Raw genomic sequence first — 23733 nt, 5'->3', positions numbered from 1 at the left:
TGACCGCGCACGCTGGCTGCGCAACACCCCGACTGTCCAACCACCACCCCAAAATCGCGGAGGTCTGATGAGAGCTGACAACATCCTGCAAACGATTGGCAACACGCCCCACGTGCGCATCAACCGCCTGTTCGGCGCCGGTGCCAATGTGTGGATCAAGTCCGAGCGCGGCAACCCCGGCGGCTCCATCAAGGACCGCATCGCGCTGGCCATGGTCGAGGACGCCGAGAAGTCCGGCGCCCTGAAGCCCGGCGGCACCATCATCGAGCCCACCAGCGGCAACACCGGCGTGGGCCTGGCCCTGGTGGCCGCCGTCAAGGGCTACAAGCTGGTGCTGGTCATGCCCGAGAGCATGAGCATCGAGCGCCGCCGCCTGATGCTGGCCTACGGCGCCAGCTTCGACCTCACGCCCAAGGAAAAGGGCATGAAGGGCGCCATCGCCCGCGCCCAGGAACTGGCCAGCCAGACGCCTGGCGCCTGGATTCCCCAGCAGTTCGAGAACCCCGCCAACATCGATGTGCATGTGCGCACCACCGCCCAGGAAATCCTGGCCGACTTCCCCGAAGGCCTGGATGTGCTGATCACCGGCGTGGGCACGGGCGGCCACCTGACCGGCGTGGCGCGGGTGCTCAAGGCCCAATTCCCCCAGCTCAAGGTCTTTGCCGTGGAGCCTGCCGCATCGCCCGTGATCTCGGGCGGCCAGCCCTCGCCCCACCCCATCCAGGGCATTGGCGCAGGCTTCGTGCCCAAGAACCTGGACACCAGCCTGCTGGACGGCGTGATCCAGGTCGAGGCCGAACCCGCGCGCGAGTACGCACGCCGCTCGGCCCGCGAGGAAGGCATCCTGGTCGGCATCTCCTCGGGCGCCACGCTGGCCGCCATCGCGCAGAAGCTGCCCGAGCTGCCCGCAGGCGCCAAGGTGCTGGGCTTCAACTACGACACGGGCGAGCGCTACCTGTCGGTGGAAGGCTTTCTGCCTGCCTGACCGGCGGCAAGCCCCGTCCGCTGCAGTGCACTGCACTGCAGCATGAAACACAAGGCCTCGCAAGAGGCCTTTTTTGTTGCCGCCAGCGGCATGCTGCATTCCCCATTCGCGCACAACGAAGCGGCCCCGGACGCGGACAATCTTCCCCACGGCGCGGTATTCCCCCTGCACTGAAATCCGGGCGCGAACTCTGGCGTAGGACAGTTGTGTGGAGATTTCTTACAAAACATGTTGCGGCCCAAGGTCATGCTGAGCGGGCATCGGGCAAACCCGACTCTGGCCTACGATGGTCTGACCAAGGAGTAAAAAAATCTTGTTCGGTTTCTTTGAAAAACGCGTCCCGCCCTATCCCAGCGTCGAGCCCACGGTCCCGCCCAAGGGCTTTTTTGCCTTCATCTGGGCCTGCACGCAAGGCATGCGCGGCTGGATCGCGCTGCTGACCTGCACCTCGGCGCTGCTGGCCGTCTACGAGGCGGCGCTGTTCGCCCTGATGGGCCATGTGGTGGACTGGCTTTCCACCGTGTCGCCGGCAGGCTTCTGGGAGCAGCAGCGCGGCACGGTCTGGGGCATTGCCGCCATCCTCTTGTCCAGCGTGCTGCTGCTGGCCTTTCACACGGCAGTGATGCACCAGGTGCTGGCCATCAATTTCCCCATGCGCCTGCGCTGGGTGTTCCACCGGCTGATGCTGGGCCAGAGCATGTCGTTCTATGCGGACGAGTTCGCGGGCCGCATCACCACCAAGATCATGCAGACGGCGCTGTCGGTGCGCGAAGTGGTGTTCATGGTGGTCGATGTGCTGGTGGGCGTGAGCGTCTACATGATCGGCATCCTGGTGCTGGCGGCCAGCTTCGAGTGGCGGCTGATGATTCCGTTCGCGCTGTGGCTGCTGGCCTATATCGGCGCCTGCTTCTACTTTGTTCCGCGCCTGGGCAAGATCGGCAAGGAGCAGGCCGATGCGCGCTCCATGATGACGGGCCGCGTGACCGATGCCTATACCAACATCGCCACCGTCAAGCTGTTCGCCCACACGCGCCGCGAGGCCGAGTACGCGCGCAACGCCATGGACGCCTTCAAGTCCACCGGCTATGCGCAGATGCGGCTGGTCAGCCTGTTCGAGATCACCAACCACCTGATGATCACCCTGCTGCTGGTGGGCTCCACGGGCACGGCGCTGTACCTGTGGTCTGCCGGCCAGGCCAGCGCGGGCGTGGTGGCAGCGGTGATTGCCATGGCGCTGCGGCTGATGGGCTATTCGCACTGGGTGATGTGGCAGATGACGGGCCTGTTCGAGAACGTGGGCACCATCCAGGACGGCATCCTCACGCTGACCAAGCCGCGCACCATCGTGGACGCGCCCGACGCCAGGCCGCTGCAGGTCACGCACGGCGCCATCGCCTTCGAGGACCTGAGCTTTGCCTACAAGGACGGCGGCAAGCAGGTGATCGACCACCTGAACCTGCACATTCGCGCGGGCGAGCGCATCGGCCTGATCGGCCGCTCGGGCGCGGGCAAGTCCACGCTGGTGAACCTGCTGCTGCGCTTCCATGAACCCCAGGGCGGGCGCATCACCATCGACGGGCAGGACATCCGCACCGTCACGCAGGACAGCCTGCGCGGCGCCGTGGGCATGGTGACGCAGGACACCTCGCTGCTGCACCGCTCCATGCGCGACAACATCCTCTACGGCCGACCCGATGCGACCGAGCAGGAGATGCTGGCCGCCGCGGACAAGGCCGAGGCCTCGGACTTCATCGCCACGCTGACCGACCTCAAGGGCCGCAGCGGCTACGATGCCCAGGTGGGCGAGCGCGGCGTCAAGCTGTCGGGTGGCCAGCGCCAGCGCGTGGCGATTGCGCGCGTCATGCTCAAGGACGCGCCCATCCTGCTGCTGGACGAGGCCACCAGCGCGCTGGACAGCGAGGTCGAAGCCGCCATCCAGCAAAGCCTGGACAGCCTCATGCACGGCAAGACCGTGATCGCCATCGCCCACCGCCTGTCGACCATCGCGGCCATGGACCGGCTCATCGTCATGGACCAGGGCCAGATCGTCGAGCAGGGCACGCACCAGCAACTGCTGGAGCTGGGCGGCATCTACGCCAAGCTGTGGTCGCACCAGAGCGGCGGCTTCCTCGCAGAGCAGGGCTCGGAAGCTGCCAACGCCAACGGCTAGACGCTCGCCAGATCCCGGTCCAACTGCGTATGCAATGTGTAGCGGCTGGCCGGGTGCAAGGTCACACTGAGGTCCATCAACTCCCCATCGGTATCCAGGTAGCGGCGCACGATCTTCAGCGCCGCTGACCCGGCCGGGGCCTGCAATTCCTCCGACAGCGCCTCGGGAATGAGCGCCCCCACCACGGCCTGCCGCACCCGCGCGATGCGCAGGCCGTATTGCTGCTCCAGCAGGCTGCTGACCAGCAACTCGGGCGCGGCGCGCACGCGCTCGGCCAGCTCCTGCGTGTCAAAGCGCTGCGCATCCACATAGACCACGGTCCAGGCAATGGGCAGGTGCGGCGCGGCGCCGTCGCGGCGCAGGCTGCAGATGGCCAGCCAGCGGCTGCCGGCCGGGCAGTCCAGTTCGGCGGCCAGGTCCTGGTCCAGCACCACCTCCTCGATGCGCCGCACTTCGCGCACATGGGTGGCGCCGAACTGCACCAAGTCCTCCAGCGAGGTCAGCGCCTGGCGGTAGTGCGCATGGGGCTGCGCCGCCTCCACGCGCGTGCCGACCTTCTTGCGCCGCGAGACCAGCCCCGACTGCTGCAGCTCGGCAATCGCCGCGCGCACGGTGTGGCGGCTCACGCCATAGCGGTCGCACAGCTCCAGCTCGGTAGGCAGCAGGGCGCCCACGGCGTATTCGCCCGAGGCAATGCGCTCGGACAGGTCGCGCGCCACCTGGGCATAGCGTGTCTCAGCCATGGGCGCAGGCCTTCCCCCCAGGCAAACCCGGATGTTCGTAATGTACGTACATAAATAAAAATATCGATATGTCCGAACTTAATCGCAATTGCGCACCATGACCCTTCCGTCCTTCACCGCCAGCACCGCCATCGATTCGCTGCTGTTCCGCGACGCCTTCGGCACCCCCGCCATGCGCGCCATCTTCGCCGACAGCGCGCTGGTGTCGCGCTACATAGAGGTCGAGGTCGCGCTGGCACGCGCCCAGGGCCGCTGCGGCGTGATTCCGGCCGAGGCCGCACACGAGATCGCGCAGCGCTGCAGCCTCGACGCGCTGGACTTCGAGCTGCTGCGCAAGGAAACCGACATTGTCGGCTACCCCATCCTGCCGCTGGTGCACCAGCTGGTGAAACAGTGCGGCGACGCAGGCCGCTACATCCACTGGGGCGCCACCACCCAGGACATCATGGACACGGCCACCGTGCTGCAGGTGCGCGATGCGCTGGACCTGGTCGATGCCGACATCGCCGCGCTGCGCACCATCCTGGCCGACCTGGCAGAACGCCACCGCGACACGCCCATGGCCGGCCGCACGCACCTGCAGCACGCCCTGCCCATCACCTTCGGCTACAAGGCCGCCATCTGGCTGGCCATGTTCGACCGCCATGCCCAGCGCCTGAAGGAACTGCGCCCGCGCGTGCTGGTGGGCCAGTTCGCGGGGGCGGCAGGCACGCTGGCCTCGCTGAGCGGCCGGGGCCTGGAAGTGCAGCAATTGCTCATGGAAGAACTGGGCCTGGGCGTGCCCGCCACCACCTGGCATGTGGCGCGCGACGGCCTGGCCGAGGCCGTGAATTTCCTGGCCCTGGTCACCGGCTCGCTGGGCAAGATCGCCTACGACGTGATGCTGCTGTCCTCCACCGAGTTCGGCGAGGTGTTCGAGCCCTTCGTCACGGGGCGCGGCGCCAGCAGCACCATGCCGCAAAAGCGCAACGCCATCTCCAGCGAGCTGATGCTGGCCGCCTCCAAGGCCGTGCGCCAGCATGCGGGCCTGATGCTGGACGCCATGATCCAGGACCTGGAGCGCGCCACCGGCCCCTGGCACGCCGAATGGGTGGCCCTGCCCGAGAGCTTCGTGCTCTCGGCCGGCGCGCTGCACCAGGCGCGCTTCATGCTCGGCGGCCTCATCGTCGATCCCGAACGCATGGCCCGCAACCTGGACATGACCGACGGTCTGATCGTGGCCGAGGCCGTGATGATGGGCCTGGCCCCGCACACGGGCCGCCAGCAGGCGCACGACATCGTCTATGCCGCCTGCCGCAGCGTCAACGCCGAGGGCGGCACGCTGGCCGATGCGCTGGCCCGCCTGCCCGAAGTCACGGCCCATTTCGACCGCGCGGCGCTGCAGCGCCTCACCGACCCGCGCAACTACCTGGGCGAGGCCCCGCAGATGGTGGACCGCGCCCTTGCGCTGTCGCGCGCCCATACAGCCAGCGGCCGCTGACATCCCGGCCCAGGACAGAACACAGCACTACAGGAGACAACACCATGCCTTTCCATCTTCCCCGCCTGCCACGCCTGGCCCTTGCCCTGGCCGCCACCACCTTCGCCCTGGCCGCGCACGCCCAGGGCGGCTACCCCGCCAAGCCGCTGACCTGGATCGTGCCCTTCGCGGCCGGCGGCCCCACGGACGCCATGGCGCGCGACATCGCCCAGCGCACCAGCACCCAACTGGGCCAGCAGATCATCATCGAGAACGTTCCGGGTGCGGGCGGCACCATCGGCGCGGCCAAGGCGGCGCGCTCGGCGCCCGACGGCTACAGCTTCCTGGTCGGCCACATGGGCTACATGGGCGCGGCGCCGTCGCTGTACAAGAAGCTGGCCTATGACCCGGTCAAGGACTTCGAGGCGGTGTTCCGCTTCCCCGACACGCCGCTGGTGCTTCTGGTGGGCAAGAACTCCCCGTACAAGACGGCCGAGGAGCTGGTGGCCTTCGGCAAGCAGAACCCGGGCCGGCTGAACTTCGGCAACGCGGGCGTGGGATCGACCTCGCACCTGGTGGCAGCGCTGTTCGCCAGCCGCGCGCAGATGGAGATCACCCAGGTGGCCTACAAGGGCGCGGCACCGGCCATGACCGATGTGATCTCGGGCCAGGTCGATGCCATGTTCGACCAGACCAACACCGCCCTGCCCCAGCTGGCCGGCGAGCGCATCCGCGCCATCGCCCTCACCTCGGACAAGCCCATGCCCCAGTTCCCGGGCGCCGCCGCGCTGGGCCAGAAGCTGCTGCCGGGCTTCGAGACCGCCACCTGGTACGGCATCTACGCGCCCAAGGGCACGCCGCGCGACGTGGTGCAAAAGGTCTACCAGGCCTATACCAAGGCCCTGGCCGACAAGGCCTGGACCGACAGGATGGCCGCCCAGGGCATACGCCTGCTGCCCGCAGATCAATACGCCCCCGAAGCCCTGGCACGCCACACGGCCGCCGAGGTGGAGCGCTGGCGCAAGGTGGCAGCCGACGCGAAGATCTCGCTGGACTGAGCCCATGGACCAGATACGCACCCAGGCCCAGGCACAGACCCAGGCTCATACCCGCATCGAGCACGATGCCTTCGGCCCCGTCCACATCCCTGCCGACCGCCTCTGGGGCGCGCAGACCCAGCGCGCGCTGGAGCTGTTCACCATTGGCGAGGAGCGCTTTCCGCAGGGCCTGTACCGCGCATTCGGGCTGCAGAAGCTGGCGGCAGCGCGCGCCAACCGGCGCCTGGGCGTGCTGGACGACGAGCGCGGCGCGGCCATCGAGGCCGCGGCCACCGAACTGCGCGACGGCCTGCTGGACGCGCACTTCCCGCTGACCATCTGGCAGACGGGCTCGGGCACGCAGACCAACATGAACGCCAACGAGGTCCTCGCCAACCGCGCCAACCAGATGCTGGGCCAGCCCCCGGGCACGCGCAGCCCGGTCCACCCCAACGACCATGCCAATGCCTCGCAGTCGTCCAACGACAGCTTTCCGACCGTGATGCACCTGGCCACGGCGCTGGAGCTGCGTGACCACCTGCTGCCGGCCCTGCAACGGCTGCAGCAGCGCCTGCAGGAACGCGCCCTGGCCTTTGCCTGCGTGCTCAAGGTGGCGCGCACGCACCTGATGGACGCCGTGCCCATGACGCTGGGCCAGAGCTTCGAGACATTCGCCCACCAGATAGGCCATGGCATCCACCGGCTGCAGGCCACGCAGCCCCGGCTGTGGAGCCTGGCCCAGGGCGGCACGGCGGCCGGCACGGGGCTCAATGCGCCGGCCGGATTCGACCGGGTCTTCTGCGAGGAGATACAGGCGCTCACGGGCCTGGCAGTCACGCCCAATCCCTGCAAGTTCGAGGGCATGGCCGCGCACGATGCGCTCATCGAGGTTTCCGGCGCACTCAACGTGGTGGCCGGTTCGCTGGCCAAGATGGCCAATGACATCCGCCTGCTGGGCTCAGGCCCGCGCTGCGGCCTGGGCGAGCTGGTGTTTCCCGACGATGGCCTGAGCTCCTCCATCATGCCGGGCAAGCGCAACCCGACCGTGGCCGAGGTCGTGGTCCAGGCCGCCTACCAGGCCATGGGCCACCACCTCACCGTCACGCTGGCGGGCTCGGCCGGGCACTTCGAGCTCAACGTGGCCAAGCCCGTGCTGATCCACCACCTGCTGCGCGCCATGCGCGCGCTGGGCGACGCCAGCCGCGTGTTTGCCGAGAAACTGGTGGCCGGCCTGCAGGCACATACGGAGCGGCTGGAGCAGCAGGTCAGCCACTCGCTGCTGCAGGCCACCGCGCTCAACCCGGTACTGGGCTATGACGCCGTGGCACGCATCACGCGCGAGGCCATGGCGCGCGGCATTGCGCCGCGCGAGGCAGCCGTGGAGCTGGGGCTGATCACGGCGGCCGAGTACGACCGGCTGGTGGACCTGCGGGCCATGGCCGGGCTGCCGCCCGCGTAGCGGCCTCAATCCTCCAGGCCTATGTTCTGCACGATCTTCTTCTCGTCCTCGAACGCCTTCCTGGCGAACGCCGTGTACTCCTGGCTGCCGCGGAACTGCGTGCGCACGCCATAGTTGCCGACGACCTGGCGAAAGGCCGGGTCGTCCATGGCGGCCTTGATGGCGGCTTCGAGCTTGCGCACGATCTCTGGCGGCAGGCCGCGCGGCCCGGCGATGCCCAGGGGCGAGGGCACATCGAAGGCATAACCGGCCTCGCGGAACGTGGGCACGTTGGCAAAGGCCTCGGGCCGCACCTCGGAGGCCGAGGCCAGCGCGCGCAGCTTGCCCGAGCTCAGGTACGGCAGCACCGTGTTGGCGTATACGCCTGACTTGATGTGGCCGGCCATCAGCGAGTTCAGCGCCTCGGCATCGCCCTTGAAGGGCGCATGCGTGAAGCGTGCGCCCGTGGCCTGCTCCAGCAGCGCCATCACCACGTGGTTGGCCGTGAACTTGCCCGGCGTGCCGTAGTCCACGGCGCCCGGATTCTTCTTGGCGAACTCGACCAGGTCCTGCACCGTCTTGAACGGCGAGTCCTGGGGCACGGCCAGCACGAAGTCATAGGTCATGTAGGTGGCGATGTAGCTGAGATCGCGCACCGGGTCGTACTGCACCTTCTGGATGTGCGGCTGGCGGAAGATGCTCACGGGCGCCAGCGTCAGGCGGTAGCCGTCCGGCTTGGCCGATCGCATGTCCATCACGCCCATGGACGCGCCCGCGCCGGGCTTGTTCTCGATCACCACGGTCTGCCCCAGCTGCTTGCCCATGCCCTGGGCCAGCGCACGCGCCACCACATCGGTCACGCCGCCCGCGCCGTAGGGCACGACCAGGCTGATGGGGCGGCTGGGATAGCTGTCCTGCGCCCATGCTGCGCCCGTCATCAGGACCGATGCGCACATCCATGCGCCAAACACTCGTCTTTGCATTTCCATCTTCCTCAGAGGCTCACGACCATCGAACTTGCTGCTGTTCAATTTAGATGGATGCATGCCAACCATGGATTCGGGCAAGCCCGTAGCGTTGGGGCGTCTGGGGAAAACGCGCAGCGTGGGTGCGGGACTGATGGCTCTATAGCAGGGGGTGGCGTGGTTGCTTGGTTTGCGGGTGGTGGTGGGGTGTTTTTTTGCGCATTGGGGTGGGTGGGGCATGTCTTTGAGGCGACAGTCACGGGGCGGGATCTGTCTTCAAAGCTGCTGCCATTGATAGCTGTTTTTGTCCCTGCCGGGTGGTTGTTTTTCGAGGCCGGGTTTCGGCCCGGCGGCCGACCTACTTTCCTATCGCGCGATAAGAAAGTAGGCAAAGAAACGCGCCCAAATGCCCGCGACCCCTGCGCTTCGCTCCGGGGCAACCTGCGTCGTGGCGGTTGCGGGGTTCGCTGCGGAACTCGCTTTGCGCTTCGCGCGCCGCTCAGACAACCGCAGCGAGTCAGATCACGAAGCAGTCCTGTCCTTCGGCAGGACTGCAACCCCGCAACCACCACGCCGCAGGCGCTGACATACGGGAGGTGGTGCGGGCCTTCGCTTCGCTCGGCCCCGGTTTGAAGCCGAGCGGAGCGATGGCGCCGGCTGTTGGCTGTTGGCTATTGGCTATTGGCTGCCCCAGCCTCCCCCCTTCTGCCCACGCCTGCGTTGGGCGGGATGCGGGGTGGCAGCCCTGCCGAAGGACAGGGCTGCTTCGTTGTCTAGCTTGCCGCAGTTGTTTGAACGGATTGCGCCGCAGGCGCAAGGAGTGAGTTCTGCGGCACACCCCGCATCCCGCCCACCGCAGGTCGCCCCGTAGCGAAGCGAAGGGGTCGTGGGCAGTTCGGGGCGCGCTTCTTTGCTTCCTTTCTTATCGCGCGATAAGAAAGGGAGTCGGCCGCCGGGCCGAAACCCGGCCTCGAAAAACAACCACCCGGCAGGGGCAGGCTATGGACCCCATAAAAGAAAAGCGCCACCAGCATCCCTGCCAGCAGCGCCTTCCTCAGTCAATCATCAGACCGAAATCAGCGAACGGTATCGCCCAAAACAAGCCCTTCACGGCGTGGATCAGCCCCACCTTCCAGCTGCGCCTGCCCATTGCGCTGCACCCGCAAGATGGTGCCGATGCCGCTGGACTGCGCACTGATGGACACCACATGGCCCAGGGCACGCAGGCCGCTGACCAGCGGATCGTCGTTGCCGCCATTGGCCGTGTTGATGTTGGGGTGCTCGCCGCCCACGTTGGTGGTCGGGCTGTTGGCCGCGCCGAAGTCCACCATCGACGTGGCCTGCTGCGCATCCAGACCCCAGTCCAGCGCGCCGACCAGGGTCTTGGTCACGTACTGGATGATGGTGCTGCCGCCTGGCGAGCCCGTGGCCATCTTGAAGTCGCCGGCGGTGCCGTCGGTCTTCAGGTCGAACACCAGCGTGGGCGCCATGGAGCTGCGCGGGCGCTTGCCCGGCTGCACGCGGTTGGCGACCGGGCCGTCGGCGGTGCTGGGGATGGCCGCGAAGTCGGTCAGCTGGTTGTTGAGCACGAAGCCGCGCGTGACGTGAAAGGACCCCATGCTGGACTCCACCGTGGTCGTCATGCTCAGTGCGTTGCCCTTGGCATCGACGATGCTCATGTGCGTGGTGCCGGCCTCCTTGACGTCGACCACGCCCTGCGAAGGCGTGCCAAAGTTGCCTGCCTGGGCCGTGCCCATGCTCTTGGTCGTGGAGATGAGGGCGGCGCGCTGGCGCAGGTAGCTCTTGTCCAGCATCAGGGCCGGCGAGCCGCCGGGCAGGGACACGAAGTCGGTGTCGGCCACGTACTTGTCACGGTCGGCATAGGCCAGGCGCAGGGCTTCGCTGACCAGGTGCACGCCCATCACCGAGGGCTTGCCGCCCTCGCCATCGATGGCCGTGGGCGCATAGGCCTTGAGGTCGAAATTCTCCAGAATGCCCATGGCCTGGGCCACGGCGATGCCGCCGGACGACGGCGGCGGCATGCTGCAGACCATGTAGCGCGCGCGGTAGGTGGTGCAGACGGCCTCGCGGCGCTTGGCCTCGTAGCTGGCCAGGTCCTGCAGCGTGGTCTTGCCGGGGGTGATGGGCGCACCGTCCGAGACGGTCTGCGTCACGCCCACCTTGCTGACGATGGCCTGGGCCAGGTCGCCACGGTAGAAGGCATCGGCACCCCCCGTGGCGATGCTGCGCAGCGTGTCGGCATAGGGCTGGTTGACGAACTTGGCGCCCAGCGCCAGCGGCTTGCCCTGGGCATCGAAGTAGAGCTTGGCGGCATCGGCATCGCGCGCCAGCTCCGTCTTGGAGCCCTCCAGCGCGGCGGCCATGCGGCCGCTGATGGGAAAGCCCTTGCTGGCCAGGTCGATGCCCGAATTGAACAGCTGGGGCCACGCGGTCTTGCCGTAGTCCTTGTGCGCGAGTTCCAGCATGCGCACCACGCCCGGCGTGCCGATGGAGCGGCCGCTGGAGCGCGCCGAAGGCTTGGGCGCGGTCTGGTCGGTGGCGTCGTCCACGTAGCGCAGGTAGTTTTCCGTGGCGGCAGCCGGCGCGGTCTCGCGGCCGTCATAGGCCACGACCTTGCCCGTGGCCGCATCGCGGTAGAGCATGAAGGCGCCACCGCCGATGCCGCTGGACTGCGGCTCCACCAGGCCCAGCACCATCTGCACGGCCACGGCCGCATCCACGGCCGAGCCGCCGGACTTGAGCACCTCGCAACCGGCCTTGGACGCCAGCGGGTTGGCCGTGACCACCATGTACTTGGAGGTGTGCAGGGCCTTCTTGCCGAGGCGGTAGCCCGACGAGGGTTCGGGTGCGGCCGGATCACCGGGCAGGCCCGAGCCCACGACCACGCTGCCATCGCCCGAGGTGATGGCGCAGGCCGCCAGGTCGTCCTGGCCCGATCCGCCATTGCCACCACCACCGCCGCACGATGCGAGGAACAGCGGCGTGGCGGCCGCAAGGCCGATCCACTGCCATGCGGGCAGGCGTTGCCTGGAAGGGGGTTGCTTCATGAAATGTCTCCTTGTGGTGCGTGGAATGCGTTGATCTTGTTCACCTGGGGCAGCACCCGCCCGCAGGCTTGCCGCGAGCTTACATCCGTTCCACCACCACTTCGCGCAGATGCAGCCACCCCATCAGAGCGGGACTGAAGGGCCCCGTTCGCGGATGGCCGGCCCTGCATGCAAGGTCCGTGCCCGGATCGGGACGGCACCAGCACCGGAAATATCTGGCGGAAAATCCGAACCCGAGCACACCCCAAGGCTGTGCGGCCCGCAGCCTGTGCGGTCGCCCACTTTGGCTTACCATCGCCGGCCCTCTGCTTGATAGGTACAAGCCATGATCCGCGTCTCTGAACTGAAACTGCCCCTGTCGGCGGTGCAATACAACCCCGACAGCCATACCGAATACCTGCCCCTGGAGCCGCTGCGCGCCCTGGCCGCGCGCCAGCTGGGCATTGCCGAGGAGGCCATTGCCTCCGTGCATGTGCACAAGCGCAGCTTCGATGCGCGCAAGTCCGAGCTGCTGGCCGTCTACATCGTCGACCTGACGCTGGCCGACGAGAGCCAGGAAACCGCGCTGCTGGAGCAGTTCTCCAGCCATGCCCATGTGAACCCCACGCCCGACATGCGCTGGCATGCCGTGGGCCAGGCGCCTGCCGACCTGCAGCGCCGGCCCGTGGTGGTGGGCTTCGGGCCCTGCGGCATCTTTGCGGCCCTGGTGCTGGCGCAGATGGGCTTCAGGCCCATCGTGATCGAGCGCGGCCGCTCGGTGCGCGAGCGCACCCAGGACACCTGGGGCCTGTGGCGCAAGCGCGAGCTGGTGCCCGAGTCCAATGTGCAGTTCGGCGAAGGCGGCGCAGGCACCTTCTCCGACGGCAAGCTCTACAGCCAGATCAAGGACCCGCGCCACCTGGGCCGCAAGGTGATGCAGGAGTTCGTCACCCACGGCGCGCCGCCCGAGATCCTCTATGCCGCGCACCCGCACATCGGCACCTTCAAGCTGGTGAAGGTGGTCGAGGGCATCCGCGAGGAGATCATCCGCCTGGGCGGCGAGATCCGCTTCGGCCAGCGCGTGTGTGACATGCGCATCGAAGGCGAGGGCAAGGACCGCCGTCTCACCGCCCTGGAAGTGCTGGACCAGGACAGCGGCGAGCGCCAGTGGCTGGAGACCGACCATGCCGTGATGGCCCTGGGCCACAGCTCGCGCGACACCTTCGCCATGTTCTACGAGCGCGGCGTGCACATGGAAGCCAAGCCGTTCTCGGTGGGCTTTCGCATCGAGCATCCGCAAAGCGTGATCGACCGCGCGCGCTGGGGCAGGCATGCCGGCCACCCGCTGCTGGGTGCGGCCGACTACAAGCTGGTGCACCACGCCAGCAACGGGCGCGCGGTCTACAGCTTTTGCATGTGCCCGGGCGGCACCGTGGTGGCGGCCACCAGCGAGCCCGAGCGCGTGGTCACCAACGGCATGAGCCAGTACTCGCGCGCCGAGCGCAATGCCAACGCCGGCATGGTCTGCGCCATCGACCCCTCCGACTACCCGCGCGATGCCAAAAGCTTTGCCTGGGCCTTCGACGGCAAGACCCATGGCGTGGAAAACCTCAAGGACGGCGAGCTGCACCCGCTGTCGGGCATCGTGCTGCAGCGCCAGCTGGAGACCAAGGCCTACCTGCTGGGCGGGCGCAACTACAACGCGCCGGGCCAGCTGGTGGGCGACTTCATCGCGGGCAAGGAATCGGCCGCGCTGGGCGAGGTCGAGCCCTCCTACAAGCCCGGCATCACGCTGACCAACCTGCACCACGTGCTGCCGGCCTATGCCATCGAGGCCATGCGCGAGGCGCTGCCCGCCTTCGGCAAGAAGATCCGCGGCTACGACATGCACGATGCCGTGCTCACCGGCGTGGAAACGCGCACCTCCTCGCCCGTGAAGATCGAGCGCGGCGCGGACTTCCACAGCCTGAACACGCGCGGCCTGTACCCGGCCGGCGAAGGCGCCAGCTACGCGGGCGGCATCCTGTCGGCCGGCGTGGATGGCGTCAAGGTGGGCGAGGCCGTGGCCTGCGCCATCCTCGGGCTGCCCCTGCCCTCGTCGGGGGCACGCGGCTCCGGTGGCGCAGCATGACACCGCGTCCGCCCCGTTTCGCCGCCCCCTCGCGCGCCCAGCTGCTGGCCGCCATTGCGGCCATGGGCGTGGTGGTGCTGTCGTCCAACATCCTGGTGCAGTACGCCATCAACGACTGGCTGACCTGGGGCGCCATCACCTATCCGTTCGCCTTCCTGGTGAGCGAGCTGGTCAACCGCAGCTTCGGCCCGCAGCAGGCCCGGCGCGTGGCCTGGGTGGGCTTTGCCGTGGCCGTGGCCGCCTCGCTGGTGCTGGCGCCGCCGCGCATCGCGCTGGCCTCGGGCGCAGCCTTCATTGCCTCGCAGTGGCTGGACATCGGCGTGTTCCACCGCCTGCGTGCGGGCCGCTGGTGGCGTGCCCCCCTGGTGGCCACGCTGCTGGCCGCCTGCCTGGACACCTTCCTGTTCTGGAGCATCGCCTTCGCGGGCGCCGCCGAGCCCTGGGTGACCTGGGCCCTGGGCGACCTGGGCGTGAAGCTGGTGCTGGGCGTGGCACTGCTGCTGCCGTTCCGCCTTGCCATCGCCCGGTGGTGGAAAGGCCCATCGGCAATCGCCAGCGCCAAATAAAGCCGACGCGGTTCGCACGGACTCGATCTCAAGCCAGGGGCACCGTGCAACGGGAAGCGGCTTCCGCCGCTCAGGGCGAGTCGAATAACTATGGGTTGCGCTGCAGATAGTCCACGGCCAGCGCGGCCAGTGAGCGCGCACCCGTGGGCAGTTGCTTCTCGTCGATATCGAACAGCGGCGAGTGGTTGGACGGCGCCTTCGCGAAATCCTGGCCTGCCGGCGGCGCGCCCAGGAAGTAGAAGAAGCCCGGAACCACCTTCTGGAATTCCGAGAAATCCTCGGAGCCGCTGACCTTGGGAATCACCATGGCCTTGCCGCCCATGGCCAGCTTGAGCGCGGGCAGCGAGGCCTCGGTCAGCGCGGCGGGGTTGGTGGTCACCGGATAGGCCACGGGACCGAAACGCACCTTGGCCTTGGCGCCGCTGGAGGCCGCGATCTGCTCGGCCGTGGCGGTGATGCGCTTGTGTGCCTCCTGGCGCATGTCCTCGTCGAAGGTGCGCAGCGTTCCCTGCATCTCCACGTTGTCCGGGATGATGTTGTAGCGCGTACCGCCATGGATGGAGCCGATCGTCAGCACGGCGGGCTCCAGGCTGATGTTGAGCTGGCGGCTGACCACGGTCTGCAGGCCCAGCACCACCTGGCTGGCCGCGACGATGGGATCGACCGCATTCCACGGCGACGAGCCATGGCCGCCCCGGCCCTCGACCTGGATGCTCAGGCTGTCCGAACCCGCCATCAGCGGCCCGCTGCGGTAGCCCACCATGCCCGACGGCAGGTTGGACGTGATGTGCAGGCCGTAGATGGCCTGCACGTCCTTGAGCACACCGGCCTCCACCATGGCCTTGGCGCCGAAGCTGGGCACATGGCCGTGGGCATCGGCCTCCACGGGAGCTCCTTCCTCGGCGGGCTGGAAGATGAACTTCACCGTGCCGGGCAGCTTGGCGCGCATGCCGGCCAGCGCCTCGGCCGCGCCCATGAGCATGGCCACGTGGGCATCGTGCCCGCAGGCATGCATGACCGAAACCTCCTTGCCCATGTACTGGGCCTTGGCCTTGGAGGCAAAGGGCAGGCCGGTCTTCTCGGCCACGGGCAGCGCATCCATGTCGGCACGCAGCGCCACGGTCTTGCCCGGCTGGCCGCCGCGCAGCACGCCCACCACGCCCGTGCCGCCCACGCCGATCTGCACCTCCATGCCCAGGCGGCGCAGGTGATCGGCCACCACCTTGGCCGTGCGTTCTTCCTGCCCCGACAGTTCGGGGTGCTGGTGGATGTCGCGGCGCCACTCCACCATCTTGGGCGCCAGCGGCTGGATGGCGGCATCCAGGGCCGCCAGGCCCTGTGCATCGAGCCCCTGGGCGCTGGCCGCCAGTGGCAGGCCGCAGGCCAGCAGCCCGGCCAGGGCGATGGAGCGCAGGCCTGTGCGCGGGAAGGAGGAAGGCTTTGTCTCGGCGCTGGTGTGGAGCATCTTCGTGGTCCTGGAAAGTGGCACAAGCAGCCATGCTAAAAGTGAAGCACGTATGACGGGCACGTCAAAATCGCCATTCGAGGAGCCAGAACCGCCATGCCCCGGACCTTTGTCATCGAGCTGCCCTGCCTGGAGCACAGCGCCATCGGCCACGCCGCGCACCTGGTGGAGATGCTGCGCAGCGCCAACCTGGTCGCCAGCCTGCGCCTGGGCCGGCGCGCACCGCGCTTTGGCTGGCGCTGGGTCGACGGCCAGGGCCGGCCCCTGCCCACCATGCCGCACGCGGACGAAGGCGCGGCAGCAGAAGGGCCCGCGCAGGCCGTCTTCGTGAGCGCGCTGCACTGCCCTGACATTCCCTCCATCCGCGACATCGTCGCCGCGCATCCGGCCCTCGTGCGCCGCATCACCACGGCCTTCGACCAGGGCCTGGCCGTCTGCACGCTGGGCAGCGCCGCCTGGTTTGCGGCAGCGGGCGGCCGCTGCCAGGGCCGGCTTGTGGCCCTGCCCTGGTATTTCATGGGTGGCTTCGGCCTGGACTTCCCGGGCATCGAACTGGCCGAGGGCCAGCCCTTCGTGGACGACAGGCCCTGGCTCAGCGCCTCCCACCCCGAGGCCCTGGCACCCATGGCCGTCGCGCTCACACGCCATGCCTTCGGCGACGACCTGGCCGCAGCGCTGGCCGCCGTGCTGCAGCCCGATGCCCAGCGCGAACGCGCCACCCGCGCCGCCCTGCAGGACCGCCGCATTCCCGCCACGCGCAACAGCGTGCTGGCCCATGCCATCGCCTGGCTGGAGGCACGCGTGGAGCAGCCCTATGACCTGCAGGCCCTCGCGCACGCGGCATCCACCAGCCCGCGCACCCTGCTGCGCCACTTCCAGCAGGAGCTGGGCCACAGCCCGCTGGACCACCTGCACCGCCTGCGCTGCGCACGGGCCCGGGTGCTGCTGGAGATCACGCTGGAGAGCGTGCCGTCCGTGGCGCTGGCCTGCGGGTATGGGGATGCCTCGGCGTTTCGGCGGGTGTTCTTGCGGTATGTGGGGATGGCGCCTGCGGCCTATCGGGAAAGGCATGCGTTGAGGGCGCCCAGGAGGCGGTGGAGGGTCGATGCCCTGGACGGGAGCGCTACGGGCATAGACGTTTGAACACCGCTTCGCGATGGGCATCGACCATCGACTCCTGCGTCGCGTCGATCCATGCGCGTACCGGATCTCCCCGTCCGGGATACGGCTATGTCCGCTGCGGCGGCCACTGGCGGGCCGCATGCAGGACGCGCAGCACACGCACGCTGTCGGCGATCACGTCATAGACCAGGATGTAGCTGGGATGCACCACCAGTTCGCGCGTGCCGGCGACGCGCCCGACTCGGCCAAGCAGGGGATGGTCGATCAAATGCCCCGCTATTTCGGAAAACCGCTCGTCAAGGGCCAGCGCAGCGGACGGATTGTCTTGAGCGATGTAGGCACGGATCTCCCGCCTGTCGGCGGCTGCTGGACGTGTCCATACCAGCTTCACGGCGCGGAAATCTTCCTGCGCATTTCGGCCCGCCATGCCCGTGCTTCTGCTTCCACTTCATCGGCAGACAGCACCTCGCCCGCGTTGGCCGCGTCGATGCCGACCTGCACTTGCGCGCGCAACCATGCGTCATGTGCCGCAGTCTGTTCCTGCTGTTGCACATATGAGCGCATGAAGTCGCGCAGCAGCTGCGCACCCGTGCGGTCGCAGGCTTTGGCGGCGGTGGCAAAGTCGTTTTTCAGGACCTCATCGACCCGGAAGGTGAAAGTTGCTTCGCTCATGGCGCGGGCTCTCATGTGTTACAGGGTACGTACAAGGTAGCACATAGGACAATGCCACACAGATGTATCGGCATGGCATCAAGGTCACCCAGGCCTGACGGATGGAGCTGGACGAGCAGGCACGGGACAGGGACAAAAACAGACCCGAGAACAAGAAAAACCTAATCCACCGTCACCTTCGCCTCCCGAATCACCCTCCCCCACTTCTCCGTCTCGGCAGCAATGAACCGATCGCACTCCTCAGGCGTGGACCCCTCCGCAAACGTCCCCATCACCTGCTCCAGCCGCTGCGACACCTCGGCACTGCGGATGATGCGCGACACCTCGGCGGACATGCGCTGCACGATCTCGCGCGGCACGCCGGCCGGCGCGATCATGGCCGCCCAGGTGCTGCCCAGCAGGCCGTCGTAGCCCTGCTCCACGAAGGTGGGCACGTCGGGCAGCGCGGCCAGGCGCTTGTCGCTGGCCACGCCGATGAGGCGGATGCGGCCGGCCTTGGCGGGCTGGATGAGGTTGGGCGGCGGGTCCAGGAACAGCGGGATCTGGCCGCCCATGAGGTCGGCCAGCGCGGGCGCGGCGCCCTTGTAGGGCACGTGGACCATGTCCGTCCTGGTGAGCAGCTTCATCAGCTCGGTGGTCAGGTGGGCGCTGGAGCCGCTGCCCGAGGAGCCGAAGCCCACCTTGCCCGGATTGGCCTTGGCATAGGCGATCAGCTCGGGCGTGGTCTTGAAGGGCGCGTTCATGGCCACGGCAGCGACCAGGGGCGAGACGCCCATGAGCGAGACGCCGACCAGGTCCTTCTTCGGGTTGTAGGGCAGCTTGGGATAGAGCGTGGTGTTGGCCGCATAGGCCGCGATGACCACGCCGAAGGTGTGCCCGTCCGGCGCGGCCTTGGCGATCTGGTCCACGCCGATGATGCTGTTGGCGCCAGGCTTGTTCTCCACGATGACGGGCTGGCCCAGGGCCTTTTGCAGGCCGACCTGCAGCAGGCGCGCCATCTGGTCGGTGAAGCCGCCTGCCGTGTACGGAACGATGATGCGGATGGGCTTGGAGGGCCAGGGGCTCTGGGCCCAGGCCGAGGGGGCCAGCACGGTGGTGGCTGCTGCAGCGGCGGCAGCGGTCGATTGCAAAAAGCCGCGGCGGGAAGTCGAAGGCATGGTGTCTCTGGATTCTTCTAAGTTGAAAAATGGCCCCCACGCTACCCTTGCTGCGCAAGGTCCGCTGCCCCCCAAGGGGGCCGCTTTTCATCTTGGGGCGGCCCGGCGATGAAAAAACGCCACGCAACAGCGCAGCGTCGGATGGAAAACAAGGCTCAGTACCCCCGCGCCACATCCACAAGGTTGAGCAGCGGCTCGCCCGCGCGCAGGCGGCGCAGGTTCTCCAGGCACTGGCGCGCCACGGTGTCGGCCGAGGCCTGGGCCGCGATGTGCGGCGTGACAAAGGCCTTGGGATGGCCCCAGACCTTGTTGCCGGGCTGGGGCGGCTCGTCGCGCAGCACGTCCAGCGCGGCGCCGGCCAGGTGGCCTTCGTCGAGCAGGACCAGCAGGTCGTCTTCCACCACCTGCTCGCCGCGCCCCACGTTGATGAAGTAGGCGCCGCGCGGCAGCAGGGACAGGGTGCGGCGGTCCAGCAGGTCGCGCGTCTCGGGCGTGAGCGGCAAGGCGCAGACCAGGATGTCGCTGGTGGACAGCAGTTGCTTCAGACCTTCGGCACCGCTGTGCGTGGCCAGGCCTGCAATGCTCTTGGCGCTGCGGCTCCAGCCTGCGACGGGGTAGCCGATGGCCTGCATGGCGCCGGCCACGAAGCGGCCGACCTCGCCCAGGCCCAGGATGCCCACGCGGCAGTCTGCGCTGGCGCGCACGGGGCGGCGCAGCCAGTCGCCGGCCTGCTGCTGGCGCGCGAACAGGTCCAGCTCGCGCGTGTGGCGCAGCGCGGTACCGACCACGTACTGGGCGATCTCCACATGCTGCTGCGGATCGACGGTGCGCGCCACGGGCAGGCCAGCCGGCAGGTCGGGCACGGCCAGCAGCTTGTCCACGCCCGCGCTGGGCGCGCATAGCAGCTTCAGGCCCGGATAGGCCGGCAGCACGCCCGGCTTGAGGCTCCAGGCGAGCATGGCCTCGACCGCATCGGCCGGCGCCTCCTCGCGGTGGCCCCAGACCTGCACACCGGGCGCCAGCGCGCGCAGCGAGTCGACGATGGGCGCGCCCATGCTCGGATGGATGTTGACCAGAATTCCCATGGTTTCCTTCAGTCCTTGTAAGAAGGGTCTATGCGGTCCAGGCGGCGCAGCAGGCCGGGCCAGGCCAGGCCTGCGCCCTTGCCCTTGGTGACCTGGCGCGACTGGTTGACCGCGTCGGCAATGATGTCCTGCGGAATGCGCGTGAGCTCGCCGCCGCCCGACTGCGCCAGGATCTGGATGCGGCAGGCCGACTCCAGCGTGTACATGGCCAGCACGGCCTCGGCCACGTTGCGGCCGCAGGTCAGCAGGCCATGGTTGCGCAGGATGAGGAAGTTGCTGGCGCCCAGGTCATCGACCAGGCGCGGCTTCTCGTCGTCGCGCAGGGCCACGCCTTCGTAGTCGTGGTAGGCCAGGCGCGCCAGCGGGAAGATGGACTGCTGCGAGATGGGCAGCAGCCCCTCCTTCTGCGCCGAGACGGCCACGCCGTAGCGCGTGTGCGTGTGCAGCACGCACTGCACCTCGGGGCGGCCGTCGTGGATAGCGCTGTGGATGACGAAGCCGGCCGGGTTGACGTCGTACTCGGTCTCCATCAGCGGCCGGCCCTCGTGGTCCACCTTGACCAGGCTGGACGCGGTGATCTCGTCGAACAGCATGCCGTAGGGGTTGATCAGGAACTGGTCGGGCTGGCCCGGCACGCGCGCCGAGATGTGGGTGAAGATCAGGTCGTCCCAGCCGAAGTGGGCGACCAGCCGGTAGGCGGCGGCCAGCTCGATGCGGGTCTGCCATTCCTCGGCCGTCACCTGGCGGCGGACCTCGGACATCGTGGTGTCGTTGCTCATGGGGTGTACCTCTTGGTGGACATCGTTTGGAGAAAGCATCCGCCGGTTCAGCGCCCCGTCGCGTACTGGTCGCGCAGCTCGCGCTTGAGCACCTTGCCGATGGCGCTGCGCGGCAGCTCGGCAATGAAGCGCAGGTCCGCCAGGCGCTGGGTCTTGCCGGCCCGCTGGTTGTACCAGCCCATGATGTCCTCGGGCAGGGCCGGCTGCCCCGCGCGCGACACCACGTAGGCCACGGGCGTCTCGCCCCATTGCTCGGAAGGCACGCCGACCACGGCCACGTCGTCCACGGCCGGGTGGGCGCGCAGCTGGGTTTCCAGGTCGCTGGGGTAGATGTTGAAGCCGCCGCTGATGATCATGTCCTTGCGGCGGTCGAACAGGGTGAGGAATCCATCGGCATCGAAGCGGCCCACGTCGCCCGTGCGGATGAAGCGCTTGCCCGTGGGGTCGAACCATTCGGCTTCGCGCGTCTTGGCGGGCTGGCCGTGGTAGCCGGTCATCATGCTGGCAGAGTGGCCCACGACCTCGCCATCCTCGCCCGGGGCGACCTCGCGGCCGTCCTCGTCGATGAGGCGGATGTCATGGCCCTCGGCGGGCCTGCCCACGGTATGCAGCTTGTCCGGGTGCAGATGGGCTTCGAGGATGCAGGTGCCGCCGCCTTCGGTCATGCCGTAGAACTCGGTCAGGCTGCCGGGCCAGCGCGCCACCACGTCGGCCTTGAGCTCGGCCCGGAACGGCGCGCTGGTGCAGAACTTGGCGCGGAAGCTGGACAGGTCATGCTCGCCGAACTGCGGCAGCGCCATGATGCGCTGGTACTGCACGGGCACCAGCATGGTGTGGGTGACGCGGTGCTGCTGGGCCAGCTGCAGGTAGCGGGCCGCGTCGAATTTGGGCATCAGTACCACGCAGCCGCCGCTGCCCAGCGTGGGGAAGAACACCACCAGCGTGGTGTTGGAGTACAGCGGCGTGGCCAGCAGCGTCGTGCCATCGGGGCCATAGCCGTAGACGCTGCCCCGGTTGATGTGGGCCCAGCGCATGCCGTGCGACTGCACGATGCCCTTGGGGGTGCCCGTGGTGCCCGAGGAATAGATGATGTTGAACGGCGCGGCCGGCTCCACGCTCACGGGCGCGGGCTGCGCGCCTTCGGGCGCCAGCCAGTCGTCAAAGGCACGGCCGGGCGCGGCGCCGTCCAGCGAGATGCATTGCAGGGCGCTGTCGGCAGGCACCAGGTCCTGGGCCGCCTTGTCGAGGAACAGGTGGCGCGCCTGGGCATCGCGCAGCATGGAGGCCAGGCTGTCGGCCGTGGAGGACGGCGCCAGCGGCGCAACCACCACGCCCGCGCGCAGGGCGCCCAGGAACAGCGCGGCATAGCGCACCGAGTTCAACGCGCAGATGGCAATCGCCTGGCCAGGCTGCACGCCGTCGCGCTGCAGCGCGGCGGCCACGCGGTCCATGAGGGCGTCGAGCTGCGCGTAGCTCAGCGTCTGCTGGTCGTCGCGCAGCGCGGCATGGACCGGCTGCTGGCGCGCGTGGCTGCGGATCAGTTCGGCCAGCGTGGTGAAGGGCGCATCGGGCGAAGGCAGGGAGACAGTCATGAGGGACTCCGTTTCACGAATTCACGAATCTCAAGCGGACTGCGCCCGCCAGCCCCCTGGCCCTGCGGGCGCATTGGAGGACAGGCCTACTTGGCGGCCAGGCCCAGGCGGTCGATCAGGACCTTGTCCTTGGCATAGGCCTCGCGCACCCATTGCGCATAGTCGGCGCCGGAGCGGTACCAGGCGTCCTGGTTCAGCTGCTTGAGCACCTCGATGTGGCGCGGGTCATCCATGGCCTTCTTGAAGGCGTCGTGCAGCTTGCGCACCACGGCCGGGTCCATGCCCTTGGGGCCGGCCAGTCCGTAGGGCGAGGTGGAGACCACGCCATAGCCCAGTTCCTTGGCCGTGGGCACGTCGGGCCAGCGCTGGGTGCGCTTTTCGCCGAAGGTCATGAGCAGGCGCATCTGGCCGCCATCCACATAGGTGTCCCAGCCCGAGGCATCGCTTTGCGCGGCCACGTGGCCGCCCAGCAGGGCCTGCTGCAGGTCGGCGTTGCCCTTGAAGGGCACGTGGTTGAGCGTGACCTTGGCGTTCTCGGCCAGCTCCTCCATCAGCAGGTGGGGCGAGGAGCCTATGCCGGTGGAGCCGTACTCGATCTTGCCGGGGCTCTTGCGCGCGGCGGCGATGTATTCGTTGAAGCTCTTGTAGGGCGAGTCCGAGCGCACCGTGAAGCCGAAGGTGTAGCCCGAGACGCCGATGATGTAGGTGAAGTCCGTGACCGGATTCCAGGCCGTCTTCTGCATGTGCGCCATGCGCAGCATGGACATGGGGAACTGGGTGATGGTGTAGCCATCGGGCTTGGCCGTGCGGGACATGTTGCCCGGGCCCAGCGTGCCGCCCGCGCCGGGCTTGTTCTCCACGATGATGGCCTGGCCCAGCTGCTTGCCCGCGATGTCGGCCAGGGTGCGCATGTGGCGGTCGGTGGAGCCGCCTGCGGGGAAGGGCACGATCAGCGTGATCGGGCGCGTGGGAAAGTCGCTGGCCTGGGCCCATGCCGGTGCGCTGGCGCCCGTGGTGGCCACAAAGACAACAGCCGCAAGCGCAAGGCTGCGGCGGCCAATGGAAATCTGCATGTCTGTCTCCTGCATCTCTGAACCAGGTGGGGCCGGGGCACATGCCTTGTGTGCCGCTCTGGCCAGGGCCCGGATACTTCACCGGGCCCGTTGGCACCGCCTCCCGGTGCGGCGCCTTGCATTCTTACAGCGACTGCACCAGCTCGGGCACGGCCTGGAACAGGTCGGCTTCCAGGCCGTAGTCGGCCACCGAGAAGATCGGTGCCTCGGGGTCCTTGTTGATCGCCACGATCACCTTGGAGTCCTT

At 68.3% G+C, this 23733-nt stretch carries 20 protein-coding genes and 1 pseudogene; 9 read left to right on the top strand and 12 right to left on the bottom strand.

All coding sequences use genetic code 11. From position 1 onward, the window contains the following. Positions 1-67 precede the first annotated feature (67 nt). From cysK to PO605_RS05020, 3 genes are all read left to right on the top strand, one after another. Positions 68-985 carry a cysteine synthase A gene (cysK, locus tag PO605_RS05030; protein WP_016448056.1) on the top strand — a complete coding sequence of 306 codons (918 nt, stop codon included), beginning with the start codon at positions 68-70 and terminating at the stop codon, positions 983-985. Between the two features lie 42 nt (positions 986-1027). Continuing rightward, positions 1028-1159, top strand: a complete 132-nt coding sequence (locus PO605_RS05025; RefSeq protein WP_013804127.1) for a hypothetical protein — start codon at positions 1028-1030, stop codon at positions 1157-1159. A gap of 139 nt (positions 1160-1298) precedes the next feature. Further along, positions 1299-3155: an ABC transporter ATP-binding protein gene (locus PO605_RS05020; protein ID WP_016448059.1), complete on the top strand. Its 1857-nt coding sequence runs from the start codon at positions 1299-1301 to the stop codon at positions 3153-3155. On the opposite strand, the gene PO605_RS05015 is transcribed toward PO605_RS05020, so the two are convergent. Beyond that, entirely contained in the window at positions 3152-3898 is a 747-nt protein-coding gene (locus PO605_RS05015; RefSeq protein ID WP_016448060.1) for a GntR family transcriptional regulator, read from the bottom strand. The genes PO605_RS05020 and PO605_RS05015 overlap by 4 nt on opposite strands. A 97-nt stretch (positions 3899-3995) precedes the next feature. Here PO605_RS05015 and pcaB point away from each other — a divergent pair, with 97 nt between their 5' ends. From pcaB to PO605_RS05000, 3 genes are read left to right on the top strand one after another with little or no spacing between them, the layout of a single operon-like run. Further along, positions 3996-5378, top strand: a complete 1383-nt coding sequence (gene pcaB / locus PO605_RS05010) for a 3-carboxy-cis,cis-muconate cycloisomerase (protein WP_047470975.1) — start codon at positions 3996-3998, stop codon at positions 5376-5378. Between the two features lie 44 nt (positions 5379-5422). After that, the gene (locus tag PO605_RS05005) at positions 5423-6415 is read left to right on the top strand and encodes a tripartite tricarboxylate transporter substrate-binding protein (RefSeq protein WP_012203368.1); all 993 of its coding nucleotides are present in this window, start codon (positions 5423-5425) and stop codon (positions 6413-6415) included. Between the two features lie 4 nt (positions 6416-6419). Then, complete coding sequence (locus PO605_RS05000) at positions 6420-7853, top strand: class II fumarate hydratase (RefSeq protein ID WP_272206157.1); 1434 nt, start codon at positions 6420-6422, stop codon at positions 7851-7853. Positions 7854-7858: 5 nt separating this feature from the next. Here the strand turns inward: PO605_RS05000 and PO605_RS04995 are convergent, their stop codons facing one another. Further along, positions 7859-8815, bottom strand: a complete 957-nt coding sequence (locus PO605_RS04995) for a tripartite tricarboxylate transporter substrate binding protein (RefSeq protein WP_016448063.1) — start codon at positions 8813-8815, stop codon at positions 7859-7861. A 1058-nt stretch (positions 8816-9873) separates the two neighbouring features. Next, on the bottom strand, positions 9874-11865 hold the full coding sequence (ggt, locus tag PO605_RS04990; RefSeq protein ID WP_016448064.1) for a gamma-glutamyltransferase: 1992 nt from the start codon (positions 11863-11865) through the stop codon (positions 9874-9876). 325 nt (positions 11866-12190) lie between these two features. Here ggt and PO605_RS04985 point away from each other — a divergent pair, with 325 nt between their 5' ends. After that, entirely contained in the window at positions 12191-13975 is a 1785-nt protein-coding gene (locus PO605_RS04985; RefSeq protein WP_047473847.1) for an NAD(P)/FAD-dependent oxidoreductase, read from the top strand. Further along, positions 13972-14541: a VUT family protein gene (locus tag PO605_RS04980; RefSeq protein ID WP_016448066.1), complete on the top strand. Its 570-nt coding sequence runs from the start codon at positions 13972-13974 to the stop codon at positions 14539-14541. Before PO605_RS04985 ends, PO605_RS04980 begins: the two co-directional genes overlap by 4 nt. A gap of 88 nt (positions 14542-14629) precedes the next feature. Here the strand turns inward: PO605_RS04980 and PO605_RS04975 are convergent, their stop codons facing one another. Continuing rightward, the gene (locus tag PO605_RS04975) at positions 14630-16006 is read right to left on the bottom strand and encodes an amidohydrolase (RefSeq protein ID WP_047473848.1); all 1377 of its coding nucleotides are present in this window, start codon (positions 16004-16006) and stop codon (positions 14630-14632) included. A 96-nt stretch (positions 16007-16102) separates the two neighbouring features. On the opposite strand from PO605_RS04975, the gene PO605_RS04970 reads away from it, so the two are divergent. Continuing rightward, complete coding sequence (locus PO605_RS04970) at positions 16103-17149, top strand: GlxA family transcriptional regulator (protein WP_043791028.1); 1047 nt, start codon at positions 16103-16105, stop codon at positions 17147-17149. 85 nt (positions 17150-17234) lie between these two features. Here the strand turns inward: PO605_RS04970 and PO605_RS04965 are convergent, their stop codons facing one another. The 8 genes and pseudogenes from PO605_RS04965 to PO605_RS04930 all read right to left on the bottom strand — a co-directional run. Next, positions 17235-17555 carry a type II toxin-antitoxin system RelE/ParE family toxin gene (locus PO605_RS04965; protein WP_082001613.1) on the bottom strand — a complete coding sequence of 107 codons (321 nt, stop codon included), beginning with the start codon at positions 17553-17555 and terminating at the stop codon, positions 17235-17237. Next, a complete protein-coding gene (locus PO605_RS04960) occupies positions 17516-17800 on the bottom strand; it encodes a CopG family ribbon-helix-helix protein (RefSeq protein WP_013804138.1) in 285 nt (94 codons plus the stop codon). Before PO605_RS04960 ends, PO605_RS04965 begins: the two co-directional genes overlap by 40 nt. A 161-nt stretch (positions 17801-17961) precedes the next feature. Beyond that, positions 17962-18957, bottom strand: a complete 996-nt coding sequence (locus PO605_RS04955) for a tripartite tricarboxylate transporter substrate binding protein (protein ID WP_012203338.1) — start codon at positions 18955-18957, stop codon at positions 17962-17964. 155 nt (positions 18958-19112) lie between these two features. Next, positions 19113-20042, bottom strand: coding sequence for a 2-hydroxyacid dehydrogenase (locus PO605_RS04950; RefSeq protein ID WP_047473850.1), 930 nt, complete (start codon positions 20040-20042; stop codon positions 19113-19115). Between the two features lie 8 nt (positions 20043-20050). Further along, complete coding sequence (locus tag PO605_RS04945) at positions 20051-20821, bottom strand: class II aldolase/adducin family protein (protein ID WP_012203336.1); 771 nt, start codon at positions 20819-20821, stop codon at positions 20051-20053. A 47-nt stretch (positions 20822-20868) separates the two neighbouring features. Further along, positions 20869-22413 (bottom strand): class I adenylate-forming enzyme family protein, encoded by a 1545-nt coding sequence (locus PO605_RS04940; RefSeq protein WP_047473851.1) that lies wholly within the window; start codon positions 22411-22413, stop codon positions 20869-20871. 86 nt (positions 22414-22499) lie between these two features. Next, positions 22500-23486: a tripartite tricarboxylate transporter substrate binding protein gene (locus tag PO605_RS04935; protein WP_016450812.1), complete on the bottom strand. Its 987-nt coding sequence runs from the start codon at positions 23484-23486 to the stop codon at positions 22500-22502. Between the two features lie 124 nt (positions 23487-23610). Next, positions 23611-23733, bottom strand: a pseudogene (locus PO605_RS04930) (electron transfer flavoprotein subunit alpha/FixB family protein); the annotation flags it as partial.

Origin of the sequence: Delftia sp. DT-2 (assembly GCF_028401915.1) — a bacterium.
GTDB lineage: Bacteria > Pseudomonadota > Gammaproteobacteria > Burkholderiales > Burkholderiaceae_C > Comamonas > Comamonas tsuruhatensis.
This window is presented reverse-complemented; position numbering and strand designations above follow the sequence as displayed.

What these genes read in the sequence shown, in the direction of transcription:
- PO605_RS04985 (WP_047473847.1), top strand. Translation starts at nt 12,191, where the DNA reads ATGATCCGCGTCTCTGAACTGAAACTGCCCCTGTCGGCGGTGCAATAC.
- PO605_RS04955 (WP_012203338.1), bottom strand. Translation starts at nt 18,957, where the DNA reads ATGCCTTCGACTTCCCGCCGCGGCTTTTTGCAATCGACCGCTGCCGCC.
- PO605_RS04945 (WP_012203336.1), bottom strand. Translation starts at nt 20,821, where the DNA reads ATGAGCAACGACACCACGATGTCCGAGGTCCGCCGCCAGGTGACGGCC.
- cysK (WP_016448056.1), top strand. Translation starts at nt 68, where the DNA reads ATGAGAGCTGACAACATCCTGCAAACGATTGGCAACACGCCCCACGTG.
- PO605_RS04965 (WP_082001613.1), bottom strand. Translation starts at nt 17,555, where the DNA reads ATGGCGGGCCGAAATGCGCAGGAAGATTTCCGCGCCGTGAAGCTGGTA.
- PO605_RS05015 (WP_016448060.1), bottom strand. Translation starts at nt 3,898, where the DNA reads ATGGCTGAGACACGCTATGCCCAGGTGGCGCGCGACCTGTCCGAGCGC.
- pcaB (WP_047470975.1), top strand. Translation starts at nt 3,996, where the DNA reads ATGACCCTTCCGTCCTTCACCGCCAGCACCGCCATCGATTCGCTGCTG.
- PO605_RS05005 (WP_012203368.1), top strand. Translation starts at nt 5,423, where the DNA reads ATGCCTTTCCATCTTCCCCGCCTGCCACGCCTGGCCCTTGCCCTGGCC.
- PO605_RS04950 (WP_047473850.1), bottom strand. Translation starts at nt 20,042, where the DNA reads ATGGGAATTCTGGTCAACATCCATCCGAGCATGGGCGCGCCCATCGTC.
- PO605_RS04980 (WP_016448066.1), top strand. Translation starts at nt 13,972, where the DNA reads ATGACACCGCGTCCGCCCCGTTTCGCCGCCCCCTCGCGCGCCCAGCTG.
- PO605_RS04960 (WP_013804138.1), bottom strand. Translation starts at nt 17,800, where the DNA reads ATGAGCGAAGCAACTTTCACCTTCCGGGTCGATGAGGTCCTGAAAAAC.
- PO605_RS05000 (WP_272206157.1), top strand. Translation starts at nt 6,420, where the DNA reads ATGGACCAGATACGCACCCAGGCCCAGGCACAGACCCAGGCTCATACC.
- PO605_RS04995 (WP_016448063.1), bottom strand. Translation starts at nt 8,815, where the DNA reads ATGCAAAGACGAGTGTTTGGCGCATGGATGTGCGCATCGGTCCTGATG.
- PO605_RS04975 (WP_047473848.1), bottom strand. Translation starts at nt 16,006, where the DNA reads ATGCTCCACACCAGCGCCGAGACAAAGCCTTCCTCCTTCCCGCGCACA.
- PO605_RS04940 (WP_047473851.1), bottom strand. Translation starts at nt 22,413, where the DNA reads ATGACTGTCTCCCTGCCTTCGCCCGATGCGCCCTTCACCACGCTGGCC.
- PO605_RS05025 (WP_013804127.1), top strand. Translation starts at nt 1,028, where the DNA reads ATGAAACACAAGGCCTCGCAAGAGGCCTTTTTTGTTGCCGCCAGCGGC.
- ggt (WP_016448064.1), bottom strand. Translation starts at nt 11,865, where the DNA reads ATGAAGCAACCCCCTTCCAGGCAACGCCTGCCCGCATGGCAGTGGATC.
- PO605_RS04935 (WP_016450812.1), bottom strand. Translation starts at nt 23,486, where the DNA reads ATGCAGATTTCCATTGGCCGCCGCAGCCTTGCGCTTGCGGCTGTTGTC.
- PO605_RS04970 (WP_043791028.1), top strand. Translation starts at nt 16,103, where the DNA reads ATGCCCCGGACCTTTGTCATCGAGCTGCCCTGCCTGGAGCACAGCGCC.